We start from the raw sequence: 15635 nt of genomic DNA, 5'->3' as shown, positions 1-15635 counted from the left end.
TTGCGGCGCTATGTCACACGTTCTTCCGGCATCGGACCTCTCAAAAATCAATGAAAAATCATCCTCGTCAAACGGCGAAAAGCTATGGGATGAACGACAGGATAGAGAGTGAAAGAAAAAGTCGTTTTCTTAGAGCATTTCATTGGATTGCTCCTGGACAAAATGGCGAAGATGCCCCGCGAGACCAATCGCAGGATAGCCTCTATGCTTGGCTGGATCTGGTACCGGATCGACAAGCGCCATCGTAAGATCGCCCTGGAGAATCTAAACCTGGCATTCGGCAATGAACTGGATGCATCTCAGCGGCAGAAGATCTGCCGCAATGTATTTGACCATCTGGCCCGCGTTATATTGGAATTGCCTTATGTTCGAAAGCTGAACCACGAAAACCTGGATAGATTCGCCACATTCAGAGGCGCGGAAAACCTGTATGCCGCTTTGCAGAAGGGCAAAGGTCTTCTTGTCATAACTTCTCATTTCGGCAACTGGGAAATGATGTCCCTGGCGTTTTCCCTGCGCTACCTGCCCTTCAATATCATTGTGCGCCCCTTGGACAATCCGTTCATGAACAGATTGATCGACCGGATGCGCTGCCGAACGGGCAACCGCACCATCCACAAAAGGGGGTCCATCCGGCAGGTACTCCAACTGCTTCGACAGGGTGAAATCGTGGCTCTGCTGGGAGACCAGAATACAGACTGGTATGACGGCGTCTTCGTACCTTTTTTCAACCAATCGGCATGCACCAATAAGGCCATGGCCGTATTGGCTCTGAGGACCGGGATACCCGTCATTCCCGTCTACAATGTTCGCCGGCCGGACGGACGTTATGAGATGATCATCGAACCGGAGGTTCCCCTTTTGAGAACGGGAGACACCACCATCGACATCGAAGAAAACACGGCGAAATTCAACCAGGTCATTGAACGTTACGTGAGGCGGAACCCCGAACAGTGGTTCTGGATTCACAGAAGGTGGAAAACCCGTCCCTATCAGCCCTGGCCAAAACAATGACCCACTGGGCCGGGCCGGTTTCGACATTGGAGCCCTGGATCACCTCTGAAAATTTTGAAACAAAAAAAGATTTGGAACAACCCAAGAGGTTGGTCTCCAGGGACCAGATCTTTTTCTCCCCCGAGCGAGGAACTTAACTTGATTCCCGACAAGCCTTTCTGCATGGCTCCTCCTTCTTCCCCCAACCACCGGCATATGCAAAACACCATGCGGCCGTTTCGGAGGGATATGCACACATCTTCCCCAAGTTCTCCGTTCCCATTGGGGATGCCGCAGCAGAGATCCTCGGATTGGGCGGGTGAAACCCGCTCTCTCCATCTGGATGTGTCCCCTGCAAAAATCCTTATCGTCAAACCCAGTGCCTTGGGAGATATCGTGCACAGCCTTCCCTTCTTGAACGCCGTCAGGGAAAGGTTTCCAAAAGCCGAGATTCACTGGGTGGTCGCTCGAGGGCTCCATGGCATACTCGAAGATCATCCCATGATCCACCGTCTCTGGATCATCGACAAGGATCAGTGGAAGAGGCTCTCCCGGATTGGAGAAACTTTCAGCCAGTTGAGACACCTCTTCTCGGCCATCAGACGAGAGCGGTTTGACATGGTGGTCGATTTGCAAGGTCTTTTCAGGAGCGGAATCATTTCCTATGCCACAGGGGCAAAACGGCGCATCGGATTCAAAGAGGCAAGAGAAGGCAGTCCTCTTTTTTACACACATCGCATATGCGGAGGGCGTGACATCCACGCTGTCGAAAGGTACATGAAAATCGCTGCATTTCTGGGCTGCAACACTGCCCGACTGCGATTTCCGCTTCCTCCCTTCCCCACCCGTATCCCTTTGATGGATTCTCTTCCCGAGGATTATATCGTTCTGGCCCCATCGGCGGGTACCCGGGTCAAGAGATGGCCTCCGGAGCGATTTGGGGAGCTTGCAGCGCGCCTTCCCTTCACCTCGGTCATCGTCGCAGGAAAAGCCGATGTCCCCCTGGCTGAACGGGTACTTGCCGCATCTGCGGGCAAAGCGATATCTCTTGCGGGGAAAACATCCATGAAAGAGCTCCTTGCCGTCATCCAAAAAGCCAAATTCGTTGTTTCCAACGATACGGGCCCCATGCACATTGCAGCCGCCCTCGAGGTTCCCGTGTTCGCCATCTTTGGCCCTACCAACCCCCTCAGAACGGGACCCTATGGAGCGATTCACACCATTATCAGGGAAGACCTTTCCTGCTCTCCCTGCTACAGGAGGAAAGAATGTGCAGACGTCCAATGCATGAAAAATCTCACCTTAGAAAGGGTTCTTGGGATCATTGACGAGAGAAGCAACTCAAAAGACTTTTTTCGACAATAGCGCAAGAGCCCTCATTCAACAGAATCTTCTTTGTGTCCGGATCGAAAAACATGCGTTTATCGAACAACCTGGCTAACGCCAACCGGTACCTTTTGATCGTCCTGGGTTTTGCAATGGCTGTTTCCGTTTCCATCGGAACCATCGTGGCGGTAGTCATTGCGATCTTATGGATTTGTAGTGGAAACTTCGCCGCACGTATTGAAGAGATTAAAAATAATAAAGTTGCGTTGGCATTTCTCGCCTTCTACCTGTTACATATCGTGGGGCTCGCATGGACAGAGGATTTGAAATGGGGGCTCCATATGGCGGGCAAAGAATGGAAGATCCTGATGCTTCCAGTGTTAATGACGGCAATGAAAAAGGAAGATTCCAAATACTATCTCACTGCATTCATTGCAGCGATGACTTTCGCTCATGTAGTTTCTTATCTTAATATACTGGGAATCACAAAATTTACCGTCATGGGACATGTCTTTTACAATGTTTTGCTGGCTGTTTGTATTTATTTCATTCTAGACAAATTAGTATTTTACAAGCTATCAAAATCACTATTAATTATATATTCAATTTTATTTATAAGTATGAGCATAAATATGTTTATCACTATTGGAAGAACAGGACAAATAATTTATTTCGTATCATTAATTATTATATTATTCCAATTTTTTGAATCTAAGATAGCTAGATCGGTTAGCTTATCTATCCTGCTTATTCCCATTCTTTTTTTTACAATTTATTATACAAGCAATGTTTTTAAAAATAGAATCGATGCTGTTGTAGATGAAGTAACAACTTTCAAAATGAACAGACCTTCAAAATATGTAAATGACAGAATCACCTTCTATATTAATACACTGAATATCATAAAAAACAATCTCTTACTTGGAGTCGGAACGGGAGATTTTTCAAAAGAATACAACAAGGTTAATCAACTTCAAACTCCGGATGTTGTAACGACAGTCAATCCTCACAACAATTATTTGCTGGTGATGGCTCAATTCGGCATATTGGGGTTACTGATATTTCTCTCCATTTTCTACTTTCAAATAAGGTGCGCGTTTGCTACGTCGGACCTTTCAAGACACAATAAATTGGCATTGCCTATCATTTTTATGACAGCCATGTTCACGGATTCCTATCTGTTAGGACATTTTACTTCCCTCAGCTTTGTCTATTTCAGCGCTTTTCTTTACAAGGATTGTAATACATTCCAAGAGAACAGAAGATGGCACATCGAATCAGTGTAACCATCCTGACCAGGAACAACCAGGACCGTATCGAACGCTGCTTGAGCTCTCTCAAGGGATTTGACGAAATCATCCTTTTGGACAACGGTTCAACGGACAAAACCCTGGAGAGAGCGAGTGCGTTTCCCAATGTAAGAATCTTTGAATCTGAATTTCTGGGGTTCGGGCCGCTCAAAAATTTAGCGGCACATCATGCAACCCATGACTGGATTCTCAACATCGACAGCGATGAAATGCTCACTTCGGAGGCTTTTCAGGAAATCCGGCAATTGGTTCTCCACGACAATCACATTTATTCCCTGCCCCGGGAAAACCACTACGCGGGGAAGGTCATCAAGTGTTGCGGCTGGCATCCGGACAGGGTATTGCGGCTCTATAACAGAAGGCACACCGCATTCAATGACAAATTGGTTCACGAGAGCCTCATTGTCGGAAAATCATCGCGCATAGTGGATTTGCATCAGCCCATCAAGCACTTTTCGTTTGAAAACGCTTCAGACCTTCTCGATAAGATGCAAAACTACGCAAGGCTCTTTGCCCTTGAAAACAGGGGCAAGAAAAAAAGTTCACCATCGAAGGCCATTTCACATGCGGTCATGAGTTTTCTCAAGAATTTTTTTTGGCAGAGGGGATTCCTCTACGGCTACAGGGGATTGCTCATTTCGGTATCCAATGCAAACGGTGTGTTCTATAAATACATGATGCTTTACGAAGAAAACAGAAAGTGAAAGTATCTCTTATCATCACAACATACAATTGGGTCGAGGCTCTGAGGTTGTCCATTTTGAGCGCTTTCCGCCAGACAGAACACCCTTGGGAAATCATCATTGCGGATGACGGATCGGGGGCTGAAACAAGCGAAGCGGTCCGGGACCTGGCCGGTAGAGCTCCCATGCCACTCTTGCACGTCTGGCAGTCAGACCGCGGTTTTCGTGCCGCAAAGATTCGAAACAAGGCCATTAGTGAAGCTAAAGGGGAATATGTCATTCTCATCGATGGGGACATGATCCTTCATGAAGATTTTGTCAAAGACCACATGATCATGGCAAAGCCCGGCCACTTTTCTCAAGGGTCGCGAGTGCTCCTGACACGCGAGAAGACTGCTGAAGTATTGCGGACGGAGCAATTCGATTTTTCTCCATTTGAACCGGGGCTCTTGAACAGAAAAAACGCATTGCGATCCCAGCTTTTCAGCAAATGGTTTTCAAGGGACAAAAGAGAGTTACGGGGAATCCGAACCTGCAATTTTTCCTTTTGGAGGTCGGATGCCCTGGCCGTCAATGGATTCAATGAAGATTTTGAAGGTTGGGGCAGAGAAGACAGTGAATTTGCGGCAAGGCTTCTGAACTACGGCATCCGGAAGCAAAACATTCGCTTTTCCGCTCTTGCATACCATCTTTTTCATGCCCATCGGTCCTTATCCGCACTGTCTGCAAATCAGCGCATCCTCGACGAAACGGTCAGGAAAAAGATCTCCCGGTGCACCAATGGAATGGATAAATATCTGTTCAAAGGTAAATCATGAGACCGAGGGATTGAAATGTATCCGCTGTGGTGAGGCTGGTCAATAGGCCCCCCTCCCGCTTATCATGGTTCTCAAAGTCTTGAAAATGATCTTCAGATCCAGCCAGAAAGAACTGTTGAGCACATACCACCTGTCCAACTGCACCCGTTCACTATAGTCTGCCGTCTCACTGCGCTTCCCCACCTGCCAAGGTCCCGTCATGCCTGGTTTTGTAGAACAGTACAAGCCGGCATTTTCTTTGTAGTAATTGTCCAGTTCCTCGTAGACAATGGGCCGTGCACCGACCACGCTCATTTCCCCTTTCAGAACGTTAATGAACTGAGGCAGTTCATCGAGGCTCGTGCTGCGCAGGAATCTTCCCACCCGTGTGATGCGCGGATCGTTCTTGAGTTTAAAGGTTCGCTCCCATTCAGCTCGGGCGTCTGGATCGTTGCGCAAAATTTCGGTCAGTTTTCGATCCGCATGGATATGCATGGTTCGGAATTTCAAGCACTTAAACACCTTTCCCGTGGAAGTGATCCTTGGATGACCATAGAAGACGGGGCCTCCGTCTTCCAACTTAACGACCAAGGCGATGAGCAAACCGATGGGAAGCGTCAGAAGAAGGGCGGCAAGAGAAAACACGATATCGAAAGAACGCTTCCAGGTATTGTAAGGATTGAAATTGAGAAGCAGCAGGTCTCCCAACGACTGAAGCTGCGCATTGAAAAGACTGAACAGATAAAGATCGGGCACCAGATACACTTCCGCCCCCAGAGTCCGGCAATGGGTGAGAATGGAAAAAATCTTCTCTTCGGCACGCATAGGAAGCGCTATATAGACATAATCAATGAGGTTTTTCCGAAGATAGTCAGGCAGTTCATGGATTTTACCCAATATGGTCCTGCCTTGCAGGGACGGATCGGTGTTCTCTTTGCGATCATCGAAAAAACCGGCAATACGGATGCCCGCCCACGGCGTATTCTCGATGTGCTCTGCCACCCTCATCCCCAGTTCACCTGCACCGATGATGACGGCATTTCTTGCATCTCCCCCCATGCTGCGAAGCACCCGAAGCAGCATCCTCACAAGCATATGCAAACAGAATATGATTACGGGGGTAAGAACAAACCAGTGCAATATGACAAATCGCGAAAAATAATAGGACACCTTCAGAACGAACGAGAAGAAAAGCAAGAGGCCCACGACGGTCCCCCAGGCCTTGAAGATAAGAATGAATTCATTTTGCAGGCCATGCCCACGCCAGGATCGGTACAACTGAAACGAAGGGAAGATGAACAGACTCATGATGCAGGACACCACAGAAAGATAGGTATAGCAATCTTCCCATGCCAATCCATAACATTTCATGAGCAGCCAAAGAAAGGAAACCACAGCGACACAGTCCAATGCATGCAGGACCCTGACCAGATAGGTGCTTTTCTCTCTAAGGTTTATTACCAGGGACATACCGTTGACCTTTGAAATTCTTGCGTTATCGAATCAAATTTGTAGCAGACAAAATATTCTCGTAGATCGTTTCCGTTGCCGCAACCATCCGTTCAACCGTGAATCCGCGTTCCACCGTGGAACGCCCCTTTTCGCCCACGGCCTGTAGGAAATCCGGATCGCGGGAATATGCATTGAGGCGGACCGGCAATTCCATCAAATGGGCTGGATCGATCAAAAAGCCATTGCACCCATCCTCTACAAGTTCAGGAATCCCGCCGACCCGAGTCGCAAGAACCGGTTTTGAAAAGGCCATGGCTTCCAGGAGGACATAAGGAAAGTCTTCAAACCGCGACGGAAGCAGCACAAGATCGCTCCTCTGGTACCAGGCATAAAGATTTGGCTGGAAGCCCAGAAATTGGAAATGCCTCTCTAAACCGAGCTCATAAATTCTGGAGTGAACCTTATCACGCAGAGGCCCTTCTCCAGCAAGCAATATGAGAATTCCCGGAAGCAGCTTTGTCTGACTGCGATCCAGGGCATCCAGCAACTGGAGGTGGCCCTTGGCTTCGAGAAAGGAAGCCGGATAGAGCACCGTAAAGGAATCCGGTCTCCGGTTTTTTTGATGATTTGACGCCGAAAAGCCTCGCTTCCACACATCGATTTGAGCAAGATCAATCCCGTTATGGACCAGGTGAATATGATCAGGCCTGGCCAGGCGGTGCTTCCTGGCCACTTCACACGAACTTTCAGATACCCCGATGATATGATTCGATGCACCGGCAAGGCTCTTTTCTATCATCAAATAGAGCAGCCCGCTGCCGCCTCCAAATTTATGAAATGATCCGCCATGAGGGGTATAGACCGAACCTTTCACACCGTGCATCCGCGCGGCAAAGCGCCCCAGTGCGCCCGCTTTGGCCCCGTGTGCGTGAACCAGGTCCGGACGGATCCTGCGAAAAACGTGTTTGAGCCGCAAAAGGCCATTGAAATCTCCTATGCCTTGAAAACCACGATTCATGGGCACTTCCACCCGCTCGATTCCCACTCGATCCAGCACGGGCAGGAGGGATTCAAAAACGGCATCCGCTCTCTGGGAAGAGTAGATGAAAGTGATGGCATACCTCTCTTTGTTAAGTCCCAGAAGCAAATCGATCACATGCTTGCGTGCCCCACCCGAGGTACCTTCGAGCATGACGATCAGCCTGCACCGACCTTTTTCAGTCGACCCGTTTGACAAGTTTTCTTATCCTCAAAAGACCGGAAATCCACCCGGACAGTGGAAAGACGGAACGAGACTTCAGCGTCAATTGGAATGCCTGGAGAAACTTTCCCACAAGGCGCCATCCATAGCAAAGGTATTCGAACGGTTGAGGCGAGTGGTTTTTCCTGAAAATATAAAATGAATGGATGATGTAGTTTTCAAAGAGATCTCTTAAAGCCGGGCGGGAAACCGGACTGACATGGTGCACAAGCCTTGCGTCCGCCAGTTGCACCAGCCCACCGTATTTACTCACCCGGAAGGAAAAATCATGATCTTCCATGAAGGCATAGCCGGTAAGGACCTCATCAAAGGCCAACCCGTATTGAGTAAACACTTCCCTTCTATAACACATATTGCATCCGGACAAGACAGCCACCGTTTCATCCCGCCGGGGAGAATAAATATGCCCCCCATCACCGGAGGGAAGGATTTTTCCACTTCGATTATCCGTAATCATAAAGAGGTTTCGAACCATGCGGTCAAAAATGCCTCTCGGTTTTTCATTTGCCGCATTGCCACAGACTCCAAGAATCCGCCCTTCCGTATCCGCTTCGAACTTCCTTGCGACATTCCTCAAATAACCGGGTTCGATTTCAACATCATCGTCCAGGAAGCATACGACATCGGGTTCGGACCGAAGCCGGCGTATGCCTGTATTCCTCTGCAAAGTAAGTCCTCTGGGCGACGAGATATACTCTATGGAAGGGCCGTGCGGCATATCGAATCCCTTCACAAGCCTTCGTGTAGCATCGCTTTCACTTGCATCCACTATCACCAATTCACAAAGGGGATAGTCTTGTATGGCAAGTGAAACGAGGCATTGATTCAGATCTGCCGGACGGTCCTTGGTGCAAATGACAACAGCGATTTTCAAAGGGATATGCAACTCTTTTTTATATTATAGCTAACAATTTGATATTCTAAAATAAAAAGCCTTGAGCAAATGGACAAGGCATAGAATTTTTTGGTTGTTCACATCGTTTAAAAAATCTATGATAGTAAAATTTATTATATTTATGAGAATGGTCAAGTTTTTTCTGTATGAAACACGCAAGGCAACAAGGTGGTCGGAATGTATCAAAACTCTTTGAAAATTCTGTATGCGAAGATAAAGATTCTAAACTTTTTTGAGCACAGCAGTGGTTCACAGCGAACTGCGTACCAAAATGACTCAAGGAAATGCTGATTATATGAAAGATAAAGCTCCTTTGGCGGTGACACCCCTTTCCCCAAAACCCAAAGAACCTTCCTGGAAACTCAATCTGGACCACATCCTGTATCTGATGCGTTGGCAGCTCAAGGAAAAGCTCTCCCCTGAAGCCAAAGCCAAGATAAATAGATTTTTGGATCTTTTCTATCGGGCCATCCCTCAACAGCTCCCACTCATCAACCAACCGGCGCAACCCTGGCCGCACAACGATGGAGCTCCTCTCGTTTCAGTAGTGATTCCCTGCTTCAATTATGGACGTTTTCTTGGGGATGCTCTGGAGAGCGTCGCCCGCCAAACACTGCAAGACCTTGAGGTTATCGTTGTAAATGATGGGTCCACAGACCCTTATACTTGTAATCTTCTTGAAAATCTGCAGCAACCGAAAGTTCAAGTCATCCATCAGGCAAATACGGGACCGGAGGGAGCAAGGAATAAAGGGATATCGAAGGCCAGGGGCAAATATATCTGCTGCCTGGATGCAGATGATATTCTGGAGCCCACTTATCTTGAAAAGTGTGTTTCCATGCTTGAGAGTAATCCCGGGATTGGATTTGCCTACTCCTGGCTTCATCTCTTTGGCGATGAGCAGGGAACGTGGGAGACTCAAGATTTCGATATTGACAAAATCCTGCAATACAATCACGTTCTGGCCAGTGCAGTCTTCAAGAAAGAAGACTGGCTGGATGTTGGAGGCTATCGCCCTGAAATGCGGGGAGGCTATGAAGACTGGGAATTCTGGATTCGTCTGGGGGCAAAAGGACTCAGAGGTAAAACGATTCCGGAACTTTTGTTCGGGCATCGACGACATGGAAAAACCTTAACGCACAAAGCTGACGCTATCGCAGAAGAACTGCGGGAACGCATCAAGAAATTAAATCCAAATATTTTTATACAGCACAGACTGCGTCATAAAATCCGTAGAGCTTACCATGACATTCAGCCGGATCGACCCTTCATCAATTTGAACCACCCAAACCAGTACTTACCTGCCGCCAAGGAAAAGGGGTTGCTGGTGCTTGTTCCCTGGCTAGAATTGGGTGGAGCCGATATGGTTCTGAGACAAATCCTCCAGACTTTGGCCAATCGGTGGAACATCCATGTCATGACGACGGTACGCAGCAAGAACCCGCTGGAGGCACAGATCAAATCAGTTACCCCCTGTATCTACCATCTCCCCAATTTCCTGGATGAACGCAATTGGAAACCCTTTGTTTTCAATTTTCTCAAAACACGCTCCATACACGCATTGCTCCTGGATGGCAGCGAAATTGGCTATAAATATCTTCCAGAGATCAAGAAAAACCGTCCTGCTCTCCCCATTGTCAATATTCTTCATAATGACAGCCAATTGGGGCACTTCAGAAACGCTATAGCTTATGAGCCGTATATTGACCGTTTTGTCGGAGTGAATCAGCACATCAAAGAGAGTCTTCTGAAAAATTCGATTCGGGAGGAGAAGATCCAGGTCATTTTCAACGGAGTGGACACAGAGGGACTCTACAACCCGGAAAGGTTTGACCGCAATGAATCAAGACATCGATGGGGCATTTCCCGGGAGGCGTTCTTAGTGCTCTTTGTGGGACGGTTGAGCGAAGAGAAGCGGCCGCATATCTTTGTCAAGATTGCTGAAAACCTCCTCTCAGAAAATGCGGTCCAGTTCATGATGGTCGGAGATGGAATACTTCGCAAGCAAACAGAGGCGTTGCTTCAAGGATCGCCCATTTCTTCCCGGCTTACATGGCTCCCTTTTGTCTCTCCCGAAGAGATGGGTTCCATTTATGCAGCTGCAGATGTCCTGGTCCTCGTTTCCGTCGTCGAAGGACTTCCAATGGTCATGCTTGAAGCCCTCTCCATGAAAATCCCTGTGTTTGCCACCAAGGCTGGAGAAATCGAGCGGGTGATCCAACCGGGGATCAACGGCTATTTGGCGCCGGTAAATCGACCAATGGAACTGCTACCGGCCCTGAGGCAACTCATCAGAGAGAGGGGAAACCGCTTTGAGGAACTGCGCACAAACGCTCGGCGCTCTGTTGTTGAAGGAGGGTATTCCCTCGAACGCGTAAGCAAGCAGTACGAAGCGCTTTTTGAAAATCTGGCTTCATTTAAACAACTGACGATTGAACGACACTGAAAATACGTTGGAAAAGGCTGTCCTGGTGGAGGGTATTTCAACTGTCAATAAACACAGCCTCTCTATAACTGAACAGTACATCCATCTCATGAATTTTGTTGATAAGACGCCACGATTTCTTCCGGTAGACCCAGAGCACGTACTCGACCACCTTCCAGCCATGCAACACGGTTACACATGCTGCGCGCAACTTCCATACTGTGGGTCACCAGAAGTATCGTCGCCTTATTATTTCGAAATTCATTGATCCTCTCACGGCACTTTCGCTGAAAATGTTCGTCGCCTACGGACAATACCTCATCAATGATCAAGATATCAGGTTGAGTGGTTGTAGCTACGGCAAAACCGAGCCGCGCCACCATCCCAGTGGAATAAGTACGAAGGGGGGCATCAATAAAATCAGATATTTCCGCAAAATCCACAATCTCGTCGAGGCGTTCGGCCGTTTGAGCGCGGGAATAGCCCAGCAATGACGCATTGAGAAACACGTTTTCCCGCCCTGTGAGTTCAAAATGAAATCCGGCTCCAAGTTCCAGCAACGGCGCAACCCGACCGCGCAGTTGAAGGCGTCCGGACGTAGGACGAAGAACTCTCGATATCACTTTGAGAAGAGTGCTCTTGCCCGCACCATTACGGCCAATCAAGCCGAACAGTTCCCCCCTCTCGATATCTAAACTTACATCATCTAGAGCCAAAAACTCATCATGAATCAAACGCCGTTGTAGAATCCTTTTAATGGTATATTCTTTCACACTTTTTATGGTCTCTCGTGGCAAACGATACCGAACAGAAACATTTTCAAGCCTTATAACAGGTTCATTGATACTTCCTGGAAAAGCTTTTTGGGATCTATCATCAGATTCTGTAAGCGAAATCATCAGCTTTCCTCGCGAAACTCCACCAACCGAACAGCAATGCTCCCAAAGAGATCAACATGGCGAAAAGCAATGAATGAAAATCCGGAAGGCATCCATAATAAATCGGAGATCTAAAAACCTCCAAAAGGTAGTAAATCGGATTCATTTTAAACACCCAAACATATCCTTCCGGTATGATTTGGATAGGATAAATAACAGGGCTAAGATACATCAAGGCAAGCAGAACGACCTGATATATTTCAAGGATATCAACAAAATAGACTGCCAACATTGAAAGAAAAAGGCCGACTCCCAGTGTAAACATAGCCAAAAGGAGGATGGAAACGGGCAAGAAAAAGAGTGCAGGTCTTAGGGGGGCACCGGTTACCAGCATGATCAACAGAAGCGGCACCAATGCCAGAAAAATATTGACTAAGCCTGTCCCAAGAGCTGTGACGCCGAAAATGGCGCGTGGCATATATATGCGAGTCAACAGGTTCCCCCCCCAGACCAGCTCGTTCATAGCCAGAGTGGTTGTCTGGGAAAAGAAGTTCCAAAAAATGAACCCCGTAAGTACATACACCGGGTAGTAATCCAGGGTGAAGCGAAAGAGCTTTGAAAAAACCAGGGTCATGATCACCATCATGAACAGTGGATTGAGCATCGTCCAGGCAACCCCCAATACAGAACGTTTATAACGGATTTTTATATTGCGGGCCACAAATTGTGCCAGAAGTTCACGGTACCGGAAAAGCTCCAGAAACTCTTCCAACATGGGGATCTGCCGCTTAGCCGAGTCGTAATAATAGGGTTCGTTTTTCCTGGATATAACCTTCATTTCCCGCTTTCCATACATGCCACAACAACAAGAGAAGACAAGAAACAGCCGCCTGGCGATTCTTTGTATGATTCTATGTTATCTCCTGAAACCGACCATCTTCCCGTATCCCATTAAGCATAATCCATAATAAAATCATATTATTGAAAGAAGAAATCCATTGAATGCTATTCTTAAATTCCTGATCAGTCAAACCCAAAGTCAAAATTCCCACTATAAGTTCCGGTAAACCTTTAAAGAAGTTAAACGCACCGGATTTTTTCGACATCCTCCGCGCTTCCCTGTTAGCAAGTGTTTTCAGCAAACTGGAACGAAATAATAAGCGAGGTGAGCAAGAAATGTGGTCTCAGTCCGTCGAAATGAAAATCTGTTCAGAAATACCAGCATCATGATTTGTACCGGCGGACGCTCCCCTCCCTGGAAAACCGGCAGTTCATTTCATAAAGAGAGGGGCTTTCGCCCCTCACCTTTAGCTTCAACCCTCTACTTTTAAACCGGTCTTCCACTCCAATAAAAACTTTAGCCCGAATTCCATTCGGGTTCATTTCACCTGAAAGCGGTATTTAAATTCATAACCTCAAAACGGCCCCCCAAACTCACCTCCTCCCGACAGCCTTCAACACATGTCGGCTAAGCTGATCCTCAGAGTTGAACGGGGAAGATCTGTTCAAGGCAAGCTTTCAGCATCTCTTAAGATTTCAGCGCTTCAAGGTCTTTATAGTAGTCGAGGGCTTCAGGATTTGCAAGGGCGTCCTTGTTCTTGACCTCCTGATTGTGGATGACCTTGCGCACGGCAAGCTCCACCTTCTTGCCGCTGATGGTATAAGGGATATCGGGTACTGCGATGATCTTTCCTGGAACATGGCGGGGAGTCGTGTTTTCACGAATCATGGTCTTGATCCGCTTCTGCAGCTCTTCGGTCAGTTCAAAACCTTCACGCAGTTTCAGGAACAGGATCACCCGCACATCGTTATCCCACTCCTGACCGATCACCAGGCTGTCCAGGACTTCAGGAATGTTTTCCACCTGGCGATAGATCTCGGCGGTTCCTATGCGTACGCCTCCGGGATTGAGAGTGGCATCGGATCTTCCGTATATGATGACGCCCTCGTTTTCGGTGATTTCGATGTAATCGCCGTGACTCCAGATTCCCGGGTAGAGTTCAAAGTAAGCGTTCCGATACTTCTTGCCATCGGGATCGTTCCAGAAGCTGATGGGCATGGAGGGAGCCGCGGCGGTACAGACCAATTCACCTTTTTCTCCCATAACCGGCTTGCCTTCGTCGTTAAAGGCCTGCACCTTCATCCCCAGTCCCCGGCACTGAAGTTCGCCCGCATAAACGGGGCCTATGGGATTTCCCAGAGCGAAACAGGAAATGATATCCGTGCCGCCGGAAATGGAAGAGAGGCAAAGATCTTCTTTGATATCCCGGTAAACGAATTCAAAACTCTCGATGGAAAGGGGCGAACCGGTGGAGAGAATCGCTTTGAGAGGCGTCAGGTCGAAGGATTCTTTGGGTTTCACATGAGCTTTTTCAACGGCCGCCAGGTACTTGGCGCTGGTCCCGAAAATACTGATCCTTTCCTCCTCGGCCATCTTCCACATAGCGTCGGGCCGTGGATAAAAGGGAGAACCGTCGTAAAGCAGCACATGCGCCCCCAACGCCAGAGAACTGACCAGCCAGTTCCACATCATCCATCCGCAGGTCGTAAAGTAGAAGATAGTGTCTTCACGCTTGAGGTCGGTGTGAAGCTTGAGTTCCTTGATGTGCTGGATCAGTGTGCCACCCGCCCCGTGAACGATGCACTTGGGAACACCGGTGGTTCCCGAGGAATACATGATATAGACGGGATGATCGGCGGGCAGTTGTTCGAATTCTATTTCCAGACCCTTTTCTTTGGCCAGAAAGTCTTCAAAAAGGATTCCGTTGGGGACACGCGTCGGGTCGGGATGAGGATCCGTGTTGGGAACTACGACAACCTTTTCGATGCTCGGGATTTGCTGCACCACTTCGGCAATACGTTCCAGGGAATCTATTTTTTTTCCGCTATAACTGTATCCATTGGGAGTGAAGAGAACACGCGGCTGGATCTGGCCGAAACGGTCCAAGACCCCCTTGATTCCAAAATCGGGGGAGCATGACGACCAGATGGCTCCCACGCTGGTGGTGGCAAGCATGGCAACGACGGTCTCGATCATATTCGGCATGAAACCAGCCACTCGATCTCCAACCTGCAATCCCATGTCCCGAAACGCCCTGGCAAGGCGGGCCACCCGATCATAGAGTTCCGCATAGGTGATGCGCACCGTCGGAGTGCCTTCGGTCCTGAAGCTCAGGGCGACATGATCGTCACGGTAACGCAGCAGATTTTCTGCAAAGTTCAACTTTGCCCCCACGAACCAGCGGGCTCCGGGCAGCTTCGTAGCATCGTCCACCACTTGAGTGTAAGGCACGCTGTGAATGATCTGTCCATAGTCCCACACGGCACCCCAGAAATCAGGGATGTCAGAGATCGACCACTGATACAGGTCGCTGTAAGTGCGAAAACTCTTTCCGTAGCGATCATTGACGTACTGCATGAACTGATACATGTTTGTCTCTTGGATACGTCTTTCGGAAGGCTGCCATAGGAGTTTGCTCATCATTTGTCCCTTTCTGTCGGTTTGTAAGTTCTGGTGAACCCGAGACCCCTTTCAACATTCAAAGAACTCACAGATGGATGTTCTTGAACCCATGCGTGAAGATTTATCAAACTTTGTATACTATCAGTTAACCC

12 protein-coding genes are annotated in these 15635 nt (G+C 48.2%); 6 read left to right on the top strand and 6 right to left on the bottom strand.

Translation table 11 applies throughout. The features are described from left to right. Positions 1-108: 108 nt before the first annotated feature. The 5 genes from QMG16_RS00345 to QMG16_RS00325 all read left to right on the top strand — a co-directional run bounded on the left by QMG16_RS00345 (position 109) and on the right by QMG16_RS00325 (position 5130). Positions 109-1014, top strand: coding sequence for a lysophospholipid acyltransferase family protein (locus QMG16_RS00345; RefSeq protein ID WP_281791692.1), 906 nt, complete (start codon positions 109-111; stop codon positions 1012-1014). Between the two features lie 267 nt (positions 1015-1281). Beyond that, positions 1282-2358 carry a lipopolysaccharide heptosyltransferase I gene (waaC, locus tag QMG16_RS00340; RefSeq protein ID WP_281791691.1) on the top strand — a complete coding sequence of 359 codons (1077 nt, stop codon included), beginning with the start codon at positions 1282-1284 and terminating at the stop codon, positions 2356-2358. A gap of 50 nt (positions 2359-2408) precedes the next feature. Further along, entirely contained in the window at positions 2409-3605 is a 1197-nt protein-coding gene (locus QMG16_RS00335; RefSeq protein ID WP_281791690.1) for an O-antigen ligase family protein, read from the top strand. After that, positions 3584-4333, top strand: coding sequence for a glycosyltransferase family 2 protein (locus QMG16_RS00330; protein ID WP_281791689.1), 750 nt, complete (start codon positions 3584-3586; stop codon positions 4331-4333). The genes QMG16_RS00335 and QMG16_RS00330 overlap by 22 nt, the downstream gene beginning before the upstream one ends. Continuing rightward, positions 4330-5130, top strand: a complete 801-nt coding sequence (locus QMG16_RS00325; protein ID WP_281791688.1) for a glycosyltransferase family 2 protein — start codon at positions 4330-4332, stop codon at positions 5128-5130. The genes QMG16_RS00330 and QMG16_RS00325 overlap by 4 nt, the downstream gene beginning before the upstream one ends. Before the next feature lie 39 nt (positions 5131-5169). Here the strand turns inward: QMG16_RS00325 and QMG16_RS00320 are convergent, their stop codons facing one another. From QMG16_RS00320 to QMG16_RS00310, 3 genes are read right to left on the bottom strand one after another with little or no spacing between them, the layout of a single operon-like run. Continuing rightward, complete coding sequence (locus tag QMG16_RS00320) at positions 5170-6579, bottom strand: sugar transferase (protein WP_281791687.1); 1410 nt, start codon at positions 6577-6579, stop codon at positions 5170-5172. A 25-nt stretch (positions 6580-6604) separates the two neighbouring features. Continuing rightward, entirely contained in the window at positions 6605-7753 is a 1149-nt protein-coding gene (locus tag QMG16_RS00315; protein WP_281791686.1) for a glycosyltransferase, read from the bottom strand. A 25-nt stretch (positions 7754-7778) separates the two neighbouring features. Then, positions 7779-8696, bottom strand: coding sequence for a glycosyltransferase family 2 protein (locus QMG16_RS00310; protein WP_281791685.1), 918 nt, complete (start codon positions 8694-8696; stop codon positions 7779-7781). Between the two features lie 316 nt (positions 8697-9012). On the opposite strand from QMG16_RS00310, the gene QMG16_RS00305 reads away from it, so the two are divergent. Next, complete coding sequence (locus tag QMG16_RS00305) at positions 9013-11163, top strand: glycosyltransferase (protein ID WP_281791684.1); 2151 nt, start codon at positions 9013-9015, stop codon at positions 11161-11163. Positions 11164-11249: 86 nt separating this feature from the next. Here the strand turns inward: QMG16_RS00305 and QMG16_RS00300 are convergent, their stop codons facing one another. The 3 genes from QMG16_RS00300 to QMG16_RS00290 all read right to left on the bottom strand — a co-directional run bounded on the left by QMG16_RS00300 (position 11250) and on the right by QMG16_RS00290 (position 15501). Next, positions 11250-12041: an ABC transporter ATP-binding protein gene (locus QMG16_RS00300; protein ID WP_281791683.1), complete on the bottom strand. Its 792-nt coding sequence runs from the start codon at positions 12039-12041 to the stop codon at positions 11250-11252. Continuing rightward, positions 12019-12858 carry an ABC transporter permease gene (locus QMG16_RS00295; RefSeq protein ID WP_281791682.1) on the bottom strand — a complete coding sequence of 280 codons (840 nt, stop codon included), beginning with the start codon at positions 12856-12858 and terminating at the stop codon, positions 12019-12021. Before QMG16_RS00295 ends, QMG16_RS00300 begins: the two co-directional genes overlap by 23 nt. Before the next feature lie 690 nt (positions 12859-13548). Next, the gene (locus QMG16_RS00290; protein WP_281797015.1) at positions 13549-15501 is read right to left on the bottom strand and encodes an acetoacetate--CoA ligase; all 1953 of its coding nucleotides are present in this window, start codon (positions 15499-15501) and stop codon (positions 13549-13551) included. Between the last annotated feature and the right edge of the window lie 134 nt (positions 15502-15635).

Origin of the sequence: Desulforhabdus amnigena (assembly GCF_027925305.1) — a bacterium.
Lineage (GTDB): Bacteria > Desulfobacterota > Syntrophobacteria > Syntrophobacterales > Syntrophobacteraceae > Desulforhabdus > Desulforhabdus amnigena.
The sequence above is the reverse complement of the archived record's forward strand: the minus strand, read 5'-3'. Positions and strand labels throughout refer to the sequence as shown.

What these genes read in the sequence shown, in the direction of transcription:
- QMG16_RS00320 (WP_281791687.1), bottom strand. Translation starts at nt 6,579, where the DNA reads ATGTCCCTGGTAATAAACCTTAGAGAGAAAAGCACCTATCTGGTCAGG.
- waaC (WP_281791691.1), top strand. Translation starts at nt 1,282, where the DNA reads ATGCCGCAGCAGAGATCCTCGGATTGGGCGGGTGAAACCCGCTCTCTC.
- QMG16_RS00330 (WP_281791689.1), top strand. Translation starts at nt 3,584, where the DNA reads ATGGCACATCGAATCAGTGTAACCATCCTGACCAGGAACAACCAGGAC.
- QMG16_RS00305 (WP_281791684.1), top strand. Translation starts at nt 9,013, where the DNA reads ATGAAAGATAAAGCTCCTTTGGCGGTGACACCCCTTTCCCCAAAACCC.
- QMG16_RS00300 (WP_281791683.1), bottom strand. Translation starts at nt 12,041, where the DNA reads ATGATTTCGCTTACAGAATCTGATGATAGATCCCAAAAAGCTTTTCCA.
- QMG16_RS00295 (WP_281791682.1), bottom strand. Translation starts at nt 12,858, where the DNA reads ATGAAGGTTATATCCAGGAAAAACGAACCCTATTATTACGACTCGGCT.
- QMG16_RS00315 (WP_281791686.1), bottom strand. Translation starts at nt 7,753, where the DNA reads ATGCTCGAAGGTACCTCGGGTGGGGCACGCAAGCATGTGATCGATTTG.
- QMG16_RS00290 (WP_281797015.1), bottom strand. Translation starts at nt 15,501, where the DNA reads ATGAGCAAACTCCTATGGCAGCCTTCCGAAAGACGTATCCAAGAGACA.
- QMG16_RS00335 (WP_281791690.1), top strand. Translation starts at nt 2,409, where the DNA reads ATGCGTTTATCGAACAACCTGGCTAACGCCAACCGGTACCTTTTGATC.